15 protein-coding genes are annotated in these 19,017 nt (G+C 63.4%); 5 read left to right on the plus strand and 10 right to left on the minus strand.

What is annotated here, in order from left to right; translation table 11 throughout:
* Nucleotides 1–92: 92 nt before the first annotated feature.
* The 6 genes from ABJ363_06880 to ABJ363_06905 all read right to left on the minus strand — a co-directional run bounded on the left by ABJ363_06880 (nucleotide 93) and on the right by ABJ363_06905 (nucleotide 7,505).
* Nucleotides 93–515: a F0F1 ATP synthase subunit epsilon gene (locus ABJ363_06880; protein ID MEP4378708.1), complete on the minus strand. Its 423-nt coding sequence runs from the start codon at nucleotides 513–515 to the stop codon at nucleotides 93–95.
* Between the two features lie 21 nt (nucleotides 516–536).
* Complete coding sequence (atpD, locus tag ABJ363_06885; GenBank protein MEP4378709.1) at nucleotides 537–1,958, minus strand: F0F1 ATP synthase subunit beta; 1,422 nt, start codon at nucleotides 1,956–1,958, stop codon at nucleotides 537–539.
* 33 nt (nucleotides 1,959–1,991) lie between these two features.
* The gene (locus tag ABJ363_06890) at nucleotides 1,992–2,894 is read right to left on the minus strand and encodes a F0F1 ATP synthase subunit gamma (protein ID MEP4378710.1); all 903 of its coding nucleotides are present in this window, start codon (nucleotides 2,892–2,894) and stop codon (nucleotides 1,992–1,994) included.
* Between the two features lie 29 nt (nucleotides 2,895–2,923).
* Entirely contained in the window at nucleotides 2,924–4,453 is a 1,530-nt protein-coding gene (gene atpA, locus ABJ363_06895) for a F0F1 ATP synthase subunit alpha (protein MEP4378711.1), read from the minus strand.
* Nucleotides 4,454–4,456: 3 nt separating this feature from the next.
* The gene (locus tag ABJ363_06900) at nucleotides 4,457–5,014 is read right to left on the minus strand and encodes a F0F1 ATP synthase subunit delta (GenBank protein ID MEP4378712.1); all 558 of its coding nucleotides are present in this window, start codon (nucleotides 5,012–5,014) and stop codon (nucleotides 4,457–4,459) included.
* Nucleotides 5,015–5,288: 274 nt separating this feature from the next.
* Entirely contained in the window at nucleotides 5,289–7,505 is a 2,217-nt protein-coding gene (locus ABJ363_06905) for a primosomal protein N' (GenBank protein ID MEP4378713.1), read from the minus strand.
* Nucleotides 7,506–7,615: 110 nt separating this feature from the next.
* Here ABJ363_06905 and fsa point away from each other — a divergent pair, with 110 nt between their 5' ends.
* Genes fsa through ABJ363_06920 form a run of 3 tightly spaced genes read left to right on the plus strand, consistent with a single transcriptional unit; the run spans nucleotide 7,616 to nucleotide 10,011 of the window.
* Nucleotides 7,616–8,305 carry a fructose-6-phosphate aldolase gene (gene fsa / locus ABJ363_06910; GenBank protein ID MEP4378714.1) on the plus strand — a complete coding sequence of 230 codons (690 nt, stop codon included), beginning with the start codon at nucleotides 7,616–7,618 and terminating at the stop codon, nucleotides 8,303–8,305.
* 24 nt (nucleotides 8,306–8,329) lie between these two features.
* Nucleotides 8,330–9,061, plus strand: a complete 732-nt coding sequence (locus ABJ363_06915; GenBank protein ID MEP4378715.1) for a DUF484 family protein — start codon at nucleotides 8,330–8,332, stop codon at nucleotides 9,059–9,061.
* On the plus strand, nucleotides 9,040–10,011 hold the full coding sequence (locus tag ABJ363_06920) for a tyrosine recombinase XerC (protein MEP4378716.1): 972 nt from the start codon (nucleotides 9,040–9,042) through the stop codon (nucleotides 10,009–10,011). Before ABJ363_06915 ends, ABJ363_06920 begins: the two co-directional genes overlap by 22 nt.
* On the opposite strand, the gene ABJ363_06925 is transcribed toward ABJ363_06920, so the two are convergent.
* Nucleotides 10,008–10,724: an FkbM family methyltransferase gene (locus tag ABJ363_06925; GenBank protein ID MEP4378717.1), complete on the minus strand. Its 717-nt coding sequence runs from the start codon at nucleotides 10,722–10,724 to the stop codon at nucleotides 10,008–10,010. The genes ABJ363_06920 and ABJ363_06925 overlap by 4 nt on opposite strands.
* Before the next feature lie 169 nt (nucleotides 10,725–10,893).
* On the opposite strand from ABJ363_06925, the gene ABJ363_06930 reads away from it, so the two are divergent.
* On the plus strand, nucleotides 10,894–12,582 hold the full coding sequence (locus tag ABJ363_06930; protein ID MEP4378718.1) for an ATP-binding protein: 1,689 nt from the start codon (nucleotides 10,894–10,896) through the stop codon (nucleotides 12,580–12,582).
* Nucleotides 12,583–12,586: 4 nt separating this feature from the next.
* Nucleotides 12,587–12,955, plus strand: coding sequence for a response regulator (locus ABJ363_06935; GenBank protein ID MEP4378719.1), 369 nt, complete (start codon nucleotides 12,587–12,589; stop codon nucleotides 12,953–12,955).
* A gap of 20 nt (nucleotides 12,956–12,975) precedes the next feature.
* Here ABJ363_06935 and lpdA read toward each other — a convergent pair whose 3' ends face one another.
* From lpdA to ABJ363_06950, 3 genes are read right to left on the minus strand one after another with little or no spacing between them, the layout of a single operon-like run.
* Nucleotides 12,976–14,388 (minus strand): dihydrolipoyl dehydrogenase, encoded by a 1,413-nt coding sequence (gene lpdA, locus ABJ363_06940; protein ID MEP4378720.1) that lies wholly within the window; start codon nucleotides 14,386–14,388, stop codon nucleotides 12,976–12,978.
* A gap of 7 nt (nucleotides 14,389–14,395) precedes the next feature.
* On the minus strand, nucleotides 14,396–16,015 hold the full coding sequence (gene odhB, locus ABJ363_06945) for a 2-oxoglutarate dehydrogenase complex dihydrolipoyllysine-residue succinyltransferase (GenBank protein MEP4378721.1): 1,620 nt from the start codon (nucleotides 16,013–16,015) through the stop codon (nucleotides 14,396–14,398).
* 28 nt (nucleotides 16,016–16,043) lie between these two features.
* Nucleotides 16,044–19,004: a 2-oxoglutarate dehydrogenase E1 component gene (locus tag ABJ363_06950; GenBank protein MEP4378722.1), complete on the minus strand. Its 2,961-nt coding sequence runs from the start codon at nucleotides 19,002–19,004 to the stop codon at nucleotides 16,044–16,046.
* Between the last annotated feature and the right edge of the window lie 13 nt (nucleotides 19,005–19,017).

Below are 19,017 nucleotides of genomic sequence, written 5' to 3' on the forward strand. Positions count from 1 at the left end.
CCCACGATCCGCGATACCATTATATATCGTCGGAATCGTCTCGCAGTCAAAACCCTGTGCACAGAAGTGCAAATTTGGGCAATTTGTTGATTCTACTGGTAAACCAGATTGTCGAGCGAGGTGAGTTTTGCACGGGCCGTGGCCGCACGCGCCTCTGCCAGGGCCAACTGGGCCTCGTCGCTGCCCGCGTCACGAATATCTTCATTCGCGTCCTGCAGGTCTTTCTCGACGCCCGATCGGTCGATCTCGTCGAGCGGGATGGCTTCCTCGGCCAACACCGTGCACCGCGCGGTCGTGACCTCGGCAAACCCGCCGGCCACGAAGATACGCGATTTCACCGAACCACCCTCAAACACATGGATCACGCCGGGACGAACGGTCGAAATCATCGGGGCGTGGCCCGGCAGGACACCGAAGTCGCCCTCGGCGCCGGGCACCACCACCATCTCGACATCGTCCGAGAGCAACAGCTTCTCGGGTGAAACAAGTTCGAACTGAACCGCGTTGTCCGCCACGCGCTATCTCCCGCTTGGCCGCTAGGCCGCCTCGGCCGCCATCGTCTGGGCCTTTTCGACGGCCTCGTCGATGGTGCCGACCATGTAGAAAGCCGCTTCCGGCAGGTCGTCATGGTCGCCGTTGATGATTTGCTGGAATCCCTTGATGGTATCTTCCAGGGCCACGAACTTGCCGGGTGACCCGGTGAAGACTTCCGCCACATGGAACGGCTGGGACAGGAAGCGTTGGATCTTGCGGGCGCGTGCGACCGTCATCTTGTCTTCTTCGGACAGCTCGTCCATGCCCAGAATGGCGATGATTTCCTGCAAGCCCTTGTAGCTCTGCAGGATTTCCTGGACCGAACGGGCGACGTTGTAATGCTCTTCGCCGATGACCCGCGCATCGAGGATGCGGCTCGTGGAATCGAGCGGATCGACGGCCGGGTAAATGCCCAGCTCTGCGATCTGGCGCGACAGGGTAGTCGTCGCGTCAAGATGCGAGAAGGTGGTCGCCGGCGCCGGATCGGTCAAATCATCGGCCGGTACGTAGATCGCCTGGACCGAGGTGATCGAACCCTTGTTGGTCGACGTGATGCGCTCCTGCAGGGTACCGAGTTCGGTACCCAGGGTCGGCTGATAGCCAACCGCCGAGGGAATACGCCCCAGCAATGCCGAGACTTCGGAACCCGCCTGGGTGAAACGGAAAATGTTGTCGACGAAGAACAGCACGTCCTGGCCTTCCTCGTCGCGGAAATACTCGGCCTGTGCCAGACCGGTCAGCGCGACACGCGCGCGCGCGCCCGGCGGCTCGTTCATCTGGCCGTACACAAGCGCGGCCTTGGATTCGCCGTCGGGCTGGATAACGCCGGATTCCATCATTTCGTGATAGAGATCGTTGCCTTCGCGCGTCCGCTCGCCGACGCCAGCGAACACAGAATAGCCGCCATGGCCCTTCGCGATGTTGTTGATCAGTTCCATGATCAGAACCGTTTTGCCGACACCCGCGCCGCCGAACAGGCCGATCTTGCCGCCCTTGGCGTAAGGGGTCAGGAGGTCGACGACCTTGATGCCCGTGACCAGCTGCTCGGTTTCGGTCGACTGATCGATGAAATCCGGCGCTTCACGGTGAATGGGGAATTTCTGGGACGTATCGATCGGCCCGCGCTCGTCGATCGGCTCGCCGATGACGTTCATGATCCGGCCAAGTGTCTCCGGTCCGACGGGCACGCTGATCGGGGCGCCGGTGTCGGTTGCTTCCTGACCGCGCACCAGGCCCTCGGTGGTGTCCATGGCGATCGTGCGCACGGTGTTCTCGCCGAGATGCTGGGCGACTTCGAGGATCAGGCGGTTGCCGTGGTTATCGGATTCTAGGGCGTTCAGGATCGGTGGCAGTTCGCTGTCGAACTGAACGTCGACGACGGCGCCGAGTACCTGGGTGATCTTGCCGACAATATTCTTGGACATAGTGTTCTCCTCGCCCTTTTTGAGCCGAGTGGTCTAGAGCGCTTCCGCGCCAGAGATAATTTCGATGAGTTCCGTGGTGATCGCCGCCTGGCGTGTGCGGTTGTACTGGATGGTCAGCTTGTTGATCATATCGCCCGCATTTCGTGTCGCGCTGTCCATGGCCGTCATCCGTGCACCCTGTTCCGAGGCGAAGGATTCGAGCATCGCGCGGAAGACCTGAACCGACAGGTTGCGCGGCAGCAGATCCGTGAGGATCTCTTTTTCGTCGGGTTCGTACTCGTAGGCCGCATTGCTCGCGACATCCGAGCTGTCATCCGCCGCCTCCGATTCGTCGGCCTCGGGCAGCGCGAACGGAATCAGCTGCTGCGGCGTGACATCCTGAGTCAGCGCGGAAATGAACTTGTTATAAACGATCGTGCAGACATCGATCTCGCCTGCCTCGAACATGGTGCGGACGCGCTGTGCGATCTCGACGGCGGTCTCGAAGCGGGGCGCGGGACGCGCCGTATCCTCAAGGGTATCGATGATCATGCTGTCGAACTCGGCGCGCAGAATGCCGCGACCCTTGCGGCCGACCATGAGTATCTTGACCTCCTTGCCGTCGGCGCGAAGAGCCAGAATTCGTTGGCGGGCCCACCGGGTGACGCTGCCATTGAAGCCGCCGCACAGGCCGCGATCAGTCGTCATGATCACGAGCAGGTGGACGTTGTCCTTGCCGCTACCCGCGAGCAGCGGCGGTGCATTGCCCGACGCCGCGGCACTCTCCGCGAGCGAGCCGAGCATACGCTCCATGCGCTCGGAATAGGGCCGCGCCGCAATTGCTTCTTCCTGGGCGCGGCGCAGTTTGGCAGCCGCGACCATCTTCATCGCCGACGTAATACGCTGCGTCGACTTCACGGACGCAATTCGGACTCTGAAATCCTTGAGGCTGGCCATCGTCTTGTCTTTACGCTCTCTGGCGGGTGCTAGGCGAAGGTCTTCACGAAGGCCGAAGCAGCTTCTTCGAGCTTCTTCTCGGTTTCGTCGCTCAGTGCGCCGGTGTCGCGAATGTCCGTCAGGATGTCCGCGTGGGTGTCACGCACATGATCGAGGAACTGACTCTCGAACCGGTTCACGTCGTTGATTGCAATGCCGTCGAGATGGCCGCGCACGCCGGCAAAAATAGCCACGACCTGCTCTTCCACCGCGAGCGGTGCATATTGCGGCTGCTTCAGAAGTTCGGTCAGCCGTGCACCACGCGCCAGCAACTGCTGGGTCACGCGGTCGAGGTCCGATGCGAACTGGGAGAAGGCCTCCATCTCGCGATACTGGGCGAGTTCGAGTTTGATGCTTCCCGCCACGGCCTTCATGGCCTTGGTCTGCGCGGCGGAACCCACGCGGCTCACCGACAGGCCGACGTTAATGGCCGGACGCACGCCCTTATAAAACAGGTCTGTCTCGAGGAAGATCTGGCCGTCCGTGATCGAGATCACGTTGGTCGGAATATAGGCCGACACGTCATTGGCCTGGGTTTCGATCACCGGTAGTGCGGTCAACGAACCGGAACCGCTGTCCGGGCCCATCTTGGCGGCGCGTTCGAGCAGACGTGAATGGAGATAGAAGACGTCGCCGGGGAATGCCTCACGGCCCGGCGGACGACGCAGGAGCAGGGACATCTGGCGATAGGCCGTCGCCTGCTTCGAGAGATCATCATAGAAGATGACGGCGTGCCGGCCGCTGTCGCGGAAGAACTCGCCCATGGCGCAGCCCGCGTACGGAGCCAGAAACTGCAGCGGTGCGGGTTCGGAGGCCGTTGCCGCCACGACGATGGTGTAATCCATCGCGCCGTATTCCTGCAGGGTTTTCACAACTTGGGCGACGGTCGAACGCTTCTGACCCACGGCAACATAGATGCAGTAGAGCTTCTTCGATTCGTCACCGGCGTCGTTGATCTTCTTCTGGTTGAGGATCGTGTCGATGATCACGGCGGTCTTGCCGGTCTGACGGTCACCGATGATCAGCTCGCGCTGTCCGCGGCCGACCGGCACCAGCGCGTCGAGCGCCTTCAGGCCGGTCTGCACCGGCTCGCTCACCGATTCGCGCGGGATAATGCCCGGCGCCTTGACGTCAACCAGTCGGCGCTCGCTGCTGTCGAGATCACCTGCGCCATCGATCGGGTTGCCCAGCGCGTCGACCACGCGGCCCAGCAGGCCCATGCCGACCGGAACGTCGACGATGTCGCCGGTCCGCTTGACCGTGTCGCCTTCCTTGATGTCGCGGTCATTGCCGAAAATCACGATGCCGACATTGTCGGTCTCGAGGTTCAGCGCCATACCCATGATTCCGCCCGGGAACTCGACCATCTCGCCGGCCTGAACGTTGTCGAGGCCGTAAACACGCGCGACACCGTCACCGACCGAAAGTACCTGTCCCACTTCTGAGACATCGGCCTCGGCATCGAAATTGGCAATCTGGTCTTTCAGGATCGCCGAAATTTCTGCGGCACGAATTTCCATCCTCTACGCTCCCTTCATGGCGTACTGCAGGCGCTGAAGCTTGGTTTTCAGCGATGCATCGATCATCCGCGAACCAACCCGGACCACCAGCCCGCCAATGAGCGAGGGATCCACTTTCGGTTCGACGGCTATTTTTCCACCTAGTTTTGCACGCAGGCTCTCGGTGAGCTGCTGCAGTTGTTCATCATTCAGCGTGCGGGCGGACGTCACCTCGGCGGTGATTTCGCCGCGCCGGCGCGCGAGTTCGGCCAGATAGGCATCGATCATGGCGGCCAGCGCGAACAGCCGGTTGTTTCCGGCAGCCACACCGACAAATCGCCGGGTGAGTTCGTTCGCGGCGCCTTTTTCGAGGATCACCGTCATTGCCCGCGCCTTGTCGTCGCGGTCGATCAACGGCGAACGCAGGAGCTTCGTCAGCTCTTCGCTGTCCGCAATGAGTTGTTTCAGGTCTGCGAGGTCGCCGGCCACGTCGTCGAGGCACTTGGCCTCGTCCGCGAGCTCGTACAATGCGAGCCCGTAGCGTTCCGCGATATCACCGACAACACTTGTATCTGCCGCCACTGTGCGACTGCCCCCCGGAGCCCGTTTTTGCTTGCGCGAGTAGTTGTAACCGATTGATATCTATAGATATTTTTCGGCTGCCGATTGGCGGGAAGAGACCCGTCAACGAGGCAGCCGCTTGGTAGCATACGCCTCGGGGGCTGGCAAGCGTACCGCAGTGCAAAAAACCGGAGAAAAACGCCGGGTTTTCGGTGGTTCGCATCGGGGGTTCGCTGCGGCGGCGTTTCGTCGCGCGTCGCCAACGTGATCGGTCGGTTGGGCGACAGGGCGTTTTTTAGAGAAAGCTGTAGGGATCGATGTCCACGCGTACCCGTGCGCCGGAGGGAACCCTGACCTGCGCCAGCCATGCCCGGACAAGGCCCTGGATCGGCTGGTCCAGCCCGGCTTTGAGCAGGAGCCGCCGTCGATGCTGGCCGCGCAAAAGCGAAAGCGGGGCCGGTGCGGGGCCGAGCACCCGAACGCCGGGGGCGTCGGGCGCGCAGCGCGCCAGCGCGCGCGACAGATCGTCGGCAACCCGCGGATCGCGGCTTGACACGATAATGGCGGCCAGGCGCCCGAAGGGAGGCCAGGCGCCGGTGCGCCGGGCGTCTGTCTCGAGCGTCATGAAACCGTCCCGGTTCCCGGTGGCCAGGGCCTGCATGACCGGGTGGTCGGGCTGGAAGGTCTGTATAAGCACCCGGCCCGGGCGTTCGGCGCGCCCGGCTCTGCCCGATACCTGCTGCAGGACCTGGTATGTCCGTTCGGCCGCGCGCAGGTCCCCGCCGGCGAGGCCCAGATCCGCATCGACGATTCCCACGAGAGTGAGGTTGGGGAAATGATGTCCCTTGGCCACCATCTGTGTGCCGATCAGGATGTCGATTTCCTGATTCTCGACCGAATGTACCAACCGCTGCGCGGCCACCGGGCCCCGCATGGTATCGCTGGTCATGATTTCCAGGCGCGCCTCGGGCAACAACGTTCTGACCTCTTCGGCGATGCGCTCGACACCCGGACCGCATGCCACCAGCGTGTCGGCCTTGTCGCAGGACGGGCAGTTCGTCGGGATCGGCACTTCGTATCCGCAATGGTGGCATTGCAGCCTTTTTCGGAACCGGTGCTCGGTCAGCCAGGCGCTGCAGCTCGGGCAGGCGAAGCGGTGGCCGCAGGTCCGGCACAATGTCAGCGGGGCATAGCCCCGACGGTTCAGGAACAGGAGGGCCTGTTCGCCGTCGGCCATGTTCGCGGTCAGTGCGTTTACCAATGGTTCCGACAGGAACCGGTCGGCGCGCATGTCGCCGTCGCGCATGTCGATCGTCTCGATCGTCGGCAGCGCCGACAGGCCGAAACGCTCGGGAAGCGCGATCGACTTGTAGCGTTCGCGTTCGACGTTCACACGCGTCTCCAGAGACGGGGTCGCGGAGGCAACGATGATCGGGCAATCGGCGATCCGGGCGCGTACCACGGCCATGTCGCGACCGTGATACGCCACGCCGTCTTCCTGCTTGAAAGCGGATTCATGCTCCTCGTCGACGACCACCAGGCCCAGTTCGGGAAACGGCAGGAAAAGTGCCGACCGGGCGCCGACCACGACCCGGGCCTCACCGTCGGCCACCGCGCGCCAGGTCTTGCGGCGACGGACCTGTCCGAGGTCCGAATGCCAGACCGCGGGTGCCACACCGAACCGGCGTTCGAACCGGTCGAGCCATTGCGGTGTCAGGGCGATCTCGGGCAGCAGCACGAGCACTTGCCGGCCGGTCGTCAGGGCGGCGGCGAGCGCCTCGAAATAGACTTCCGTCTTGCCCGAGCCCGTCACCCCGTCCAGCAGCGTGACCGCGAAGCAAGCCGCCGCGACGTCCTCGCAAAGCGTATGCGCGGCTCGCGCCTGATCGTCCGACAAGGCCATGCCCGGCCGGGAGACGTCCGGTGCCGCGAAGGCGGGAGGTGGCGCCAGTTCGATTCTTTCGAGGGCACCCGCATCGGCCAGCCCCTTGATGACGCTTTGCGTGACGCCGGCCTCGGTCGCCAGGTCGCGTGCTGTCAGGGGTGGCCCGTCGCGCAGCACATCGAGGACCCGTGTCCGCGCCGGAGTCATCCGCAGGCCTTCCGGCAGTCCCGCCGCCAGATAGGCCGTCACGGGCTTCGGCGGAGCCAGCGCATCGGGAGAGCGCATCGCCATGCGCAGCACCGCGCCAGGCGCGCTGAGCGTATAGGCGGCGACCCAGTCGACGAAGCGGCGCAGTTCCTCGGGTAGCGGGCGGGTGTCGATCCGGTCGGTGATCGGCCGTAACTTTTTCTCGTCCACATCGCCGGCGGCCGGGCCCCACACCACACCCGTCATCTCCCGCGAGCCCAGCGGCGCATGCACGAAGTCACCGGGTTGCACGGCCATGCCCGGCGGCACGGTGTAGTCATACGGCCCGGCGACCGGCAGCGGCAGCAAAACGCTGATCGTTTCGCCGTCCGCGTCGGTCCGGTCGTCATGTCCGGGTGTAGTGGTGTCGGTCAGGGGCATCGGGTACACTTTATCCGGCGACTCGCAACGGGCCAACGCATGGCGCAGGTGATTGCGGGAACAGAATCCTGGCGCTTCGAAAACACGGCGCAGAAGAAGGAATTCGGGGAATGAAGTTTTTTGTGGATACCGCCGATCTGGCGGAAATTCGCGATCTGGCCGACACCGGCCTGCTGGATGGGGTCACGACCAACCCCTCCCTGATCGCCAAGTCGGGGCGCAACATGCTCGATGTGATCGCCGAGATTTGTGATGTGGTTCCCGGCCCGGTCAGTGCCGAGGTCACCGGCACGGATGTCGAAACCATGCTGGCCGAGGCCGATGTGCTTGCGGCCGTAGCGTCGAATGTAGCGATCAAGGTGCCGCTGACACCCGCCGGCCTGAAGACATGCAAGACGCTGCGTGATCGCGATATCATGGTCAACGTGACCCTTTGTTTCTCGGCCGCGCAGGCGGTCCTGGCGGCCAAGGCCGGCGCGAGCTTCATATCGCCGTTCGTCGGGCGTCTCGACGACATGGGATTGCGCGGCCTCGATCTGATCGAGGATATCGTCGAGATCTATGCCCAGTATGATAATTTCGAGACTGAAGTCCTCGTCGCCTCGATCCGCGGCCCGGCGCATGTGGTCGAATCGGCCATGGCCGGCGCGCATGTCGCGACCTTGCCGCCGAACGTCTTGCGTCAGCTCTATCAGCATCCGCTGACCGATAAGGGGCTCGCCGCATTCATGAAGGATTGGGAAGCGACGGGGCAGTCGATCCTGGAACAGGCGAATGACCGGAAGAATGCCGCAGAATAGAGATTGTTTCGTGAGGGTCGGCCCGTGAGCACCAAGGCCCCGCGCCAGGATGCGCCGGCACCGATTGAGCTGAGCGAAGGCCAGGTCACCGGTTTCTTGCAAGCCAACCCGGATTTCCTGAAGCGTCATCCCGAACTTCTGTCGGTTCTCGAGGCGCCGGAACGGGCGTTCGCCGACGTCGACCCGGCGGGCGGTGAGGTGGTCGATCTGCAGGACGCCATGCTCGGGCGGGTGCGTGCGGATCTCGAGAAACAACGCGAGCAGTGCACCGACCTTATTGATGCCAGCCGTTCGAACCTGCAGAGCCAGAACCGAATCCATGCCGCCGTCGTCGCGTTGCTCAAGGCACGTTCCCTCGATCATCTGATCGAAATACTGACAATTGACCTTGTCGGGCTTTTGCATGTCGATGCGGCCGCGCTGTGTCTCGAGGGCGGCACCGTCGCCCCGGGCAACAGCCAGGGCGTGCGTGTGGTCCCCGTCGGGACCATCGAACGGCTCGTCGATATATCGCGCGCGGTGACGCTGCGCGAAGACATCGAGGGCGATCGCAGGCTGTATGGCGAAGCCGCCGGCCTCGTGCGTTCCGAAGTATTATTGCGGCTGACGGTACGCCAGGACGCGCCGGTCGCGTTGCTGGCACTCGGAAGCCGCGACCCGCAGCGTTTCCATGCCGGGCAGGGATCTGAACTCCTGGTGTTCCTGGCGGCCATCATGGAACACAGCATCCGCACATGGCTCGACCTGCCACGCTAAAGACCTTCGACCCCGCGACGGTACCCGCTGCACATGACCTGTGTGACGCGCTGGAAAATTGGCAAGCCCTGCTTCTCACCGAACGCCGTGCGTCGGAGCACACGGTGCAGGCCTATCTCCGCGACGTTTGTGCGTTTCTGGATTTCCTGTCCGAGCATGGCGGCGGGGCCGTATCGCTTGCGAGTCTTTTCGCGCTCAAACCCGGCGACTTTCGGGCCTGGCTGGCGATGCGCAGCACGACGGGATATGCCCGCAGCTCGACATCCCGGGCGCTTTCTTCCGTGCGCATGTTGTTCCGGTATCTCGATCGCGAAGGGCTCGGGCATAACCCCGCCATCGGGGCGGTGCGTGGCCCGCGCTTGCCGCGCGCGGTCCCCAAGGCACTGAGTCGGCCCGAAACGGAAGACCTGTTGCAGGCTTTGGACCAGGGGGCGGCGGCGCCGGCATGGGTCACCGCGCGGGACATGGCGGTAATCCTGTTGCTCTACGGGTGCGGGCTGCGAATCTCGGAGGCGCTGGAACTCAACAACCGCGACATGCCCCGCGACGGTAGCCTGACGGTCGTCGGCAAGGGCGGGAAGACCCGGATGGTTCCCGTGCTGCCGGCCGTTAGTGAGGCGCTCGAGACGTATCTGTCGACATGCCCCCACCCGCTGACGCCGAACGGTCCGCTGTTCGTCGGGGCCCGGGGTGGCCGGCTCGGCGCCCGGGTGGTGCAGAAGCGGGTGCAGGCGTTGCGCCTCGCACTCGGGCTTCCCCGTGAGACCACGCCGCATGCGCTGCGTCATTCATTCGCGACTCATCTCCTCTCGGCCGGTGGCGATCTGCGTGCCATCCAGGAGTTGCTCGGACACGCGTCCCTCTCGACGACCCAGCGCTATACCGATGTTGATAGTGCGCGTTTGCTTGATGTCTACAGCAAGGCGCACCCCCGTGCGCAGAAACGCTAGTCGCGAAAACAGACGACGTCATATTCCAGCATCCGCCCGTAATGCCGGCTCCAGTAGCCCGGGATCACGAGATGGGGACGCAGCCCCAGCGTCGCCAGTTGCTCCAGAAGCGGCAGGTGATCCGGCTGGCCTTCATAGATGGGCTGGATGGAGAGCTCGAGCTGAACGCCGGTGATCCGGTCCCAGCAACCCGCCGCACCCGACAGCACCTGGGCTTCGAAGCCCTGGGTATCGGATTTCAGAAATATGTGCCCCTGGCCGGTGACATGGGCCGCAAGCGCGTCGGCCACGGTGGTGACCGGCACTGTTTCGACCCCCGTCGCGCGCGTGCTGGCCAGTCGTTCCTGCGCGGTGGCATCCAGGGGAAGTATCGAACTCATATCGGATTCCGGCGAGACGTGGATATCCGTCTCGCCGGGCGCGGCACCGACCGCCGCGCGCGGGGCCACGTCCCAATCTGCGTCCCCGGCGGCCCGCACCTTGAGCTGATCATATGCGGAGGAAAGTGGCTCGAATGAAATGATCCGGCCCGGATACCCGTTCTGCCGGAGCGCGTTCGCGTACTGGCCCACATTCGCACCGATATCGAAGACACAGTCGATTTCGTGGCCGTCGAGCAGCGATACGATCTGCGACCAGTGTCTCGCACCGCCGGGGAAGGGCGCGATGTCATAGCCGAAGCGGCGGGCGATCCTGCGTGTGAATCCGACCATGGAGTATGTGCCAAGCGGTTATCGGTATGTCGGCTGCGCCGGGGGCGCAGGAACTTGAGGCTACCATCGAATCGTCAGGAATCGCACAGATGCTGTGATGGCATCGCGGGTTTGCCCGTGGCGGCGAGGGGCGTTAGCTTGCGAGGCTGTACCCGGAGAGGGTGTCCCCATGACGAATTCAGATGTTCCGTCGCGTAGCTTTGAAGCCAAGGTTTTTTGGCGGCTCGTGACGCCGTTTGTCCTCGCGGTCCTGATCGTCACGGCATCGGCGGCGTTTGTCATCAATCTCTCCGCACGCGCGCAGGACCGGATGGCGGCCGAATCGTCCCGGACTCTCGTTCGCGCGCTTGTGTCGGGTTTCGAGCGGGATCTCGATCTGCTCGTTTATGACAATAGCTGGTGGAATGTGGCCTTCGAAAACCTCGTCGAGACGCTGGACAAGGATTGGGCGGACGACAACATCGGGACCTATGCCGCCGACACCCACGGATTGTCGGAATCCTTCGTCCTGTCGCCGAATAACAAGACGAAGATCGCCTATGTCGACGGAGTCCCGTCCCTCGAGGATGCGCGGTCCTATTTCGGACCGGCGCTTGATCGCCTGGTCCAGGAGACCCGTGCATCGTCCATGTTCGAACCGGTGCCGGCGTCGGGCTATTTCCTGCGCGACGGAGAGTTGCACCTGGTCTCGGCGAGTGCGCTTACCCTGGAAAACCCGATGGGGGTCGAAACGGAACGGCATGTCCGCCACGTCCTGGTATACGGGAAGCAACTTTCGGCGACGTTGCTCGACGAGCTATCAGCCGGGTTCGGGGTCGACAATCTGCACATCGTTTTCGACCCGCCGCCGGCCGAGCCTTCCCGGCTTTCCGCATCCCTTGCCGGACCCCGGGGCGCCGTTGTTGCCTGGTTGACCTGGAACGCGCCGCGTCCCGGCAGCGATTTGCTTGCGCCCCTTCGCATCTGGCGGGCCGTTGCGGTGGCTGTGGTTGTGGCGCTGAGTCTCCTGTTTGTGCGCCAGGTGCTTCGCATGGCCCGGCGGGTTGCGGACCATAGCCGCCAGCTGGCCGAGAAAGACCATCAGCTCGCGCAGTCGAGCAAACTGGCATTGCTGGGGGAAATGGCCGCCGGTGTGGTGCATGAGTTGAACCAGCCGCTCAACATCATCCGCATGGCAACAGAGCAGACCCGGATCAAGTTTCGCGCCGCTGATGCCGGACCCGAAGGTCAGAAGATCGAAAGTCAGCTTGAAATCATCGCCGGACAGACCGAACGCATGGCCGAGACCGTTCAGTCGATGCGGATTTTCAGCCGCGATGACTATGGGCGCAAGCTCGCATTTGACCCGACCCGCTCGGTCGCGCAGGCGGTGGATTGGTTGCGGCCCGACTTCGAGGAGCGTGGGGTCGTACTCGATATCGGGATGCCGGCGCAGTGTGGCCGCGTTTTCGGGGAGCCGTCGCGCTTCGAACAGGTGATCGTCAATTTGTTGATCAATGCGCGTGATGCCGTCGAAGCGAACGCCGACGGGTCCGTCACATCGGATCCGTCGCGGGTTGTCCGCGTCACGGTATCCGACGATCCGGCGCGCGAGATGGTGAACATTGCGGTTCGGGACAACGGTCAGGGCATCCCGGTCGAGCATATCGACCGTGTGTTCGAACCCTTCTTTACCACCAAGGAACCCGGGGCCGGCACGGGCCTGGGCCTTTCGATCTCCTACGGCATCGTGAGCGGCATGAATGGCACATTGCTGGCGGAGAACACCGGAGATGGTGCCGAATTCCGCATCGAATTGCCGCGAATCATGCCGGCCGATGTTGCAGGTGCATCCGCGGCGTCGATGGAACTAGAATAGGTCCATGACCGGCGCCCACATCCTTGTTGTCGATGATGAACCGCTTGCGGCCGAACAGGTTGCGCGTTTCCTCGAAGGGCCGTCCGTGCGGACCAGTACCGCCGGGAGCGGGCGGAGCGCTCTGGCCCTGCATACAAGCGATCCGGCCGACATGATCGTGACCGATCTGCGTATGCCGGATGGCGATGGGGTGGAGTTGATCCACGCCATACGGTCGCGCGATACCGAACTGCCGATAATCGTCGTGACGGGTCAGGTCTTGCGCGAAGCCGAAGCGGAAGCCCTCGATGCGGGCGCCACGGTATTGTTGCGCAAGCCGCTTGATCTGGGTGAACTCGCCGCAGCGTTCAGCGCCAATCTGAAGGCCGGCTGACAACCGTCTTCAGTGCAAACCTAGATGTGTATGGTGCGTTTCGCGACGGCGAGCGCGGCTTCCTTGACCGCTTCGGCCAGGGTCGGGTGACCATGACAGGTCCGCGCGATGTCTTCGGCCGACGCCCCGAACTCCATCGCCACGACGATCTCGTGAATCAGGTTGCCGGCATCCGGTCCGATGATATGCGCGCCGAGAACCCGGTCGGATTTCGCATCCGCCAGGATTTTCACGAAACCGTCGGTTTCGTTGGCGGCCCGGGCGCGGCCGTTGGCGGAGAAGGGAAAGGTGCCGGCGTTGTAGGCAATCCCATCCTCTTTGAGCTGTTCCTCGGTCTTGCCCACTGCCGCGACCTCGGGCCAGGTGTAGACGATGCCCGGGATGGTTTCGTAGTTCACATGCCCGGTTTCGCCGGCGATGACCTCGGCCGCCGCGACACCCTCATCCTCGGCCTTGTGGGCGAGCATCGGGCCCGGCACGCAGTCGCCGATGGCAAAGATGCCCGCCACATTGGTCTGGAAATTTTCATCGATCCCGATGAACCCCCGGTCGTCGGTCTTGACGCCGGCATTGTCCAGTCCGAGGCCGTCGGTATAGGGGCGGCGTCCGATCGCCACCAGGACGGTATCGCAATCGAGGGTCTCGGTGTCGCCACCCGCGGCGGGTTCGACCGAGAGCTTGATCTTGGTCTTCAGTGTTTCGGCGCCGGTGACCTTGGTGCCCAGTTTGAGGGTCATTCCCTGTTTCTTGAGGATGCGCTGGAATGTCTTGGCGACTTCGCCATCCATGCCGGGCGTGATGCGGTCGAGAAACTCGACCACGGTGACCTTGGCACCGAGCCGGGCCCAGACAGACCCCATCTCGAGGCCGATATAGCCACCGCCGATCACCACCAGATGTTTCGGAACGCTCGCGAGTTCCAGTGCGCCGGTGGAGCTGACGATGCGCTTCTCGTCGACCTCGACACCGGGCAGGGGCATGGAGTCCGATCCCGTCGCAATCAGAACGTATTTGGTCTTGAGGGTTTGCGGTGCGCCGTCCGCTGGCGTCACCACGACCTCCTGGGCACTCTTGATTTCTGCGGCGCCGAAGACCGACGTGACCTTGTTTTTCTTGAACAGGAACTCGATACCTTGCGTGTTGTCGTCCACCACCTTGGTCTTGTGGGCCATCATGGCTTTCAGGTCGAACGAGACCTTGCCGACTTTGACGCCATGGGCACCCAGTCCGTGTTGCGCATGCGTGTAGTGCTCGGAAGACTGCAGCAGCGCTTTCGAGGGAATGCAGCCGACGTTGAGACAGGTGCCGCCGAGAGTGGCGCGCTTTTCCACGCATGCCACGTTGAGGCCCAGTTGCGCGGCGCGGATGGCCGCCACATAGCCGCCCGGTCCGGCGCCAATCACGACGAGGTCGAAACTCTGGTCGTCTGCCATTTTGTTCCTATACCTCGATCAGAAGACGTTCCGGGTCCTCAATCGCCTGCTTGATCCGGACCAGGAAGGTCACCGCCTCGCGTCCGTCGATGATCCGATGGTCATAGCTCAACGCCAGATACATCATCGGGCGGATGACGATCTCGTCATCGATTACGACCGGCCGCTTGACGATATTGTGCATGCCAAGAATGCCCGACTGGGGCGGGTTCAGGATCGGCGTCGAGAGCATCGAGCCGAAGATGCCGCCATTGGTGATCGTAAACGTGCCGCCCGTCAGTTCCTTCATGGTCAGCTTGCCGTCGCGCGCGCGTTGGCCGTATTCGGCGATCTGGCTCTCGATTCCGGCGAAGCTCTGCTTGTCGGCGTCGCGCAGGACCGGAACGACGAGGCCCTGTTCGCCGCCGACCGCGATCCCGATGTCGTAATAGTTCCGGTAGACGATCTCATCCCCGTGGATTTCGGCATTGACCGACGGCAGCTCCTTGAGCGCATTGATCGCGGCCTTCACGAAGATGCTCATGAAACCCAGTTTCACGCCGTGCTTTTTCTCGAAATCGTCACGGTAGCGGGCGCGCAAATCCATCACGCCCTGCATGTCGACCTCGTTGAAGGTGGTCAGCATGGCGGCGGTGTTTTGCGCCTGCTTGAGGCGGGTGGCGACGGTCTGACGCAGTTTGGTCATCCGCACGCGTTCCTCGCCGCGCGGGTCTTCGGCACGCTCCGGCAGGTCGCCTGCCGATACGAAGCCGGCGGGTGTCGCCGGCGCTGCTGCGGCGGGCGCTGCCGTGCCGCCCGATGCCGGTGTGTCGAGATGGCGCATCACGTCACCCTTTGTGATGCGTCCGTCGCGACCGGTGGCCGGAATGGCCGAGGGGTCGAGGCCGTTCTCGTCGACCAGCTTCTGTACGGCCGGGGAGAGGGGGTAGTCCAGATTTGCGCTCGCACCGGCGGCCGGCGCGGGGGCCTCTGCCGGTTCCGCCGCGGCGGGTGGCGTGTCGGCCTGCGCGGCCGCTGCCGGGGCTTCGCCCGTCGTGAAGCGGCCGACGACCGCGCCCACCTCCACGTCGACGCCCTCGCCGGCGATGATTTCGGTCAGGGTGCCGGCGCTGGGGGCTGGCAGTTCCGCGGTGACCTTGTCGGTTTCGATTTCGACCAGCGGTTCGTCGGCAGCGAAGCTTTCGCCAACCTGTTTCAGCCAGCGGGCGATGGTCCCTTCGGTGACGGACTCGCCCAGTTCCGGAACAGTTACATCCATGGTCTCGCCGCTTGTCGCAGCCGGGGCGGCGGCTGGTTCGGCGGACGCTGCTTCCGCGGGTTTATCCGCGGCCGGCGCGCTTTCCGTTTCCGTTGGTGTTTCCTCTGCTGCGGGGGCCGCCGTGGCGGTCGCATTCTCATCGATGGAGCCGATCACGGTGCCGACCTCGACATCCACACCCTCGTCGGCGCCGATCTCCGTGAGCACGCCCGTGCCCGGTGCAGGGACCTCGACCGTGACCTTGTCGGTCTCGATCTCGACCAGGGGTTCGTCGGCGGTGACGGCCTCACCGATCGCCTTGAACCAGCGCGCAACTGTGCCCTCGGTCACGGACTCGCCCATGTCGGGCACTTTGATCTCGATGGTCATCTCGTAATCCCCGTTGTGGTCGGCTGGCTCAGACGGTGAGCGCTTCGTCGACCAATTTTTCCTGTTCGCGCCGGTGACGTGCGGCATTGCCCGTGGCAGGCGAGGCCGATTCGACGCGGCCAACATATCGCGGCCGTGTGTGTTCGGCGGCGATTTCCTCGAGGACGGCCTCGAGCCTGCGATCGACAAAGGTCCAGCCGCCCATGTTCTCGGGCTCTTCCTGGCACCAGACCATCTCGGCATGCTTGAAGCGCGAAAGTTCCTCGATCAGCGCCTTGCGCGGGAAAGGGTAGAGCTGCTCGAGCCGCAGGAAGAAGACATCCTTGAGGTCGCGTTTTGCCCGCTCTTCATACAGATCGTAGTAGACCTTGCCCGAACACAGCACGACCCGTTTGACGTCCTTGTCGTCGCACAGTTTCTCATTGTCATAGAGGACGCGGTGGAAACTGGTCCCCGGTCCGAAATCCTCGAGTTTCGAGACACAGAGCTTGTGCCGAAGCAGGGATTTCGGGGTCATCACGATCAGCGGTTTGCGGAAGTTGCGCCGGATCTGGCGGCGCAGTGCATGATAGTAGTTCGCTGGCGTCGTGATGTTGCAGACTTGCATATTGTCGTCACCGCACAGCTGCAGATAGCGCTCCATCCGGGCCGAGGAATGTTCCGGACCCTGACCCTCGAACCCGTGGGGCAGAAGCAGGACCAGTCCGGACATGCGCAGCCATTTGGATTCGCCCGAGGCGATGAACTGATCGATGATGACCTGCGCACCGTTGGCGAAGTCGCCGAACTGCGCCTCCCAGAGCACGAGCGCATGGGGCTCGGCCTGGCTGTAGCCATATTCGAACCCGAGTACGCCGAACTCCGAAAGTGGGCTGTCGATCACCTCGATCGGCGCCTGGCCGTACCGAATATTCGCCAGCGGCAGATATTTTTCCTCATGGGTCTGATCGACCAGGACCGCGTGGCGCTGCGAAAAGGTGCCGCGCCCCACATCTTCGCCTGATAGCCGGACGGGCGTGGATTCACAGAGCAGTGTCCCGAACGCCAGCGCTTCGCCGGTCGCCCAGTCGATGCCTTTGCCGGTCTCGATCATTTTGCGCTTGTTCTTGAGCTGGCGGAGGATCTTCGAATTCATTTCGAGACCCTGCGGGGGCTCGGAGATGGCGTGCCCGACCTCGTTCAGGAGTTCATTGTCCACGGCCGTCTCGCCGCGGCGTTCATCGCCTTCCGCCATGCCGATATCGGCCCAGCGGCCCTCGAGCCAGTCGGCCTTGTTCGGCTTGTAGCTCTGGGCGGCCTCGAACTCCTGCTCCAGATGGGCCTGGAACTCCTCGACCATGCGATCGCCGCCACCCGCCTCGATCACGCCCTCTGCTTCGAGTTGTTGGGCGTAGAGGGCGCGCGTGGTCGGCTGTTCGGATATGGATTTGTACATCCGGGGCTGGGTGAAGGCCGGTTCATCGGATTCGTTATGTCCCGCGCGGCGATAGCCCCACAGATCCATGACCACATCGGCCTTGAACCGGTAGCGATACTCGGTCGCGATGCGCGCCACATGGACAGCCGATTCCGGATCGTCGCCGTTTACATGGAAGATCGGCGACTGGATCATCTTGGCGACGTCCGACGAATAGGGTGAAGAGCGCGCCGCCGTCGGGTTGGTCGTGAACCCGATCTGGTTGTTGACGATCAGGTGGAACGTGCCGCCGGTGCGATAGCCGCGCAGCTGGGACAGGTCGAGCGTTTCGGCCACGAGGCCCTGGCCGGCGAAGGACGCATCGCCGTGCATCAGCAGGCCCATGACCTTGTCACGTTCGGAATCATTGCGCAGTTGCTGCTTGGCCCGCACCTTGCCCAGAACGACGGTGTTGACCGCCTCCAGGTGGCTCGGGTTCGGTGTCAGCGAGAGATGCACGTTGTTCCCGTCGAAGGAGCGGTCCGACGAGGTGCCGAGATGGTATTTCACATCGCCGGAGCCCATCACGTCGTCCGGGTTCGGCGAGTTTCCCTCGAACTCCGAAAACATGGCGCGAAACGGCTTGTCCAGGAAGTTGGCCAGCACGTTCAGCCGCCCGCGATGGGGCATGCCGATGACGAGTTCGCGCAAGCCCAGCTGGCCGCCGCGTTTGACCAGCTGTTCGAGCGCCGGAATCAGGGTCTCGCCCCCTTCCAGACCGAACCGCTTGGCGCCGGTGTATTTCTTGTCGAGAAATTGCTCGAAGATTTCCGCGCGTGTCAGCGCGCCGAGGATGGCCTGTTTGCCCTGCTCGGTGAATTCGGTGTGATTGCGCACGCCCTCGATGCGTTCCTGGATCCAGGCCTTCTCTTCCGGCCCCTGGATATGCATGAACTCGATGCCGATGTTACCGCAATAGGTTTCACGCACCACATCGATAATCTGGCGCATGGTCGCGGTTTCGAGGCCGAGCACATAGTTGATGAAGATCGGTCGATCGAGATCTGAATCCGCGAAACCGTAAGTGCGCGGGTCGAGTTCCGGATGGGCGTCGGGCTTCACCAGGCCTAGCGGATCAAGGCGCGCTTCCAGGTGACCGCGCACCCGGTAGGCGCGGATCAGCATCAGCGCGCGAATGGAATCGAGGGTCGCCCGTCGAACCTGGTCGGGCGATGCCTGGGAATCGCCGCCCGCGCCATATGAGAGGGGCGCGCCTTTCAGCGGTGCGCCGTTTGCGGCAGGAGAGATGGCCGGGGCCGCGTGGCCGTTTCCGGGGTGCGCGCCACTGGCGCCGTTTGGTCCGGCGCCGCCGTTGCCACGGTCCTCACCGATCACGCGCGTGTCGCTGGGGGCCCAACTGGCACCGCGCAGATCTTCGAGCAGGGCGCGGGCGTCGTCATGCAATGTGGCGAAGAACTCTCCCCATTCGGGATCGACGCTGTCCGGTTGCTCGAGATAGTTCGCGTACAGTTCCGCAACAAATGTTGCGTTGGCGCCATTCAGAAAAGAGGAGTGGCCGATATAGCTGTTCATGTCCTAGCCGCGG

Source organism: Alphaproteobacteria bacterium (assembly GCA_039980135.1).
GTDB lineage: Bacteria > Pseudomonadota > Alphaproteobacteria > UBA6615 > UBA6615 > UBA8079.

Bases quoted from the DNA above. Each gene is read 5' to 3' on its own strand.
- ABJ363_06950 (MEP4378722.1), bottom strand. From the start codon at position 19,004: ATGAACAGCTATATCGGCCACTCCTCTTTTCTGAATGGCGCCAACGCA.
- ABJ363_06920 (MEP4378716.1), top strand. From the start codon at position 9,040: ATGGCTCGACCTGCCACGCTAAAGACCTTCGACCCCGCGACGGTACCC.
- lpdA (MEP4378720.1), bottom strand. From the start codon at position 14,388: ATGGCAGACGACCAGAGTTTCGACCTCGTCGTGATTGGCGCCGGACCG.
- ABJ363_06890 (MEP4378710.1), bottom strand. From the start codon at position 2,894: ATGGCCAGCCTCAAGGATTTCAGAGTCCGAATTGCGTCCGTGAAGTCG.
- atpD (MEP4378709.1), bottom strand. From the start codon at position 1,958: ATGTCCAAGAATATTGTCGGCAAGATCACCCAGGTACTCGGCGCCGTC.
- ABJ363_06930 (MEP4378718.1), top strand. From the start codon at position 10,894: ATGACGAATTCAGATGTTCCGTCGCGTAGCTTTGAAGCCAAGGTTTTT.
- atpA (MEP4378711.1), bottom strand. From the start codon at position 4,453: ATGGAAATTCGTGCCGCAGAAATTTCGGCGATCCTGAAAGACCAGATT.
- fsa (MEP4378714.1), top strand. From the start codon at position 7,616: ATGAAGTTTTTTGTGGATACCGCCGATCTGGCGGAAATTCGCGATCTG.
- ABJ363_06925 (MEP4378717.1), bottom strand. From the start codon at position 10,724: ATGGTCGGATTCACACGCAGGATCGCCCGCCGCTTCGGCTATGACATC.
- ABJ363_06935 (MEP4378719.1), top strand. From the start codon at position 12,587: ATGACCGGCGCCCACATCCTTGTTGTCGATGATGAACCGCTTGCGGCC.
- odhB (MEP4378721.1), bottom strand. From the start codon at position 16,015: ATGACCATCGAGATCAAAGTGCCCGACATGGGCGAGTCCGTGACCGAG.
- ABJ363_06905 (MEP4378713.1), bottom strand. From the start codon at position 7,505: ATGCCCCTGACCGACACCACTACACCCGGACATGACGACCGGACCGAC.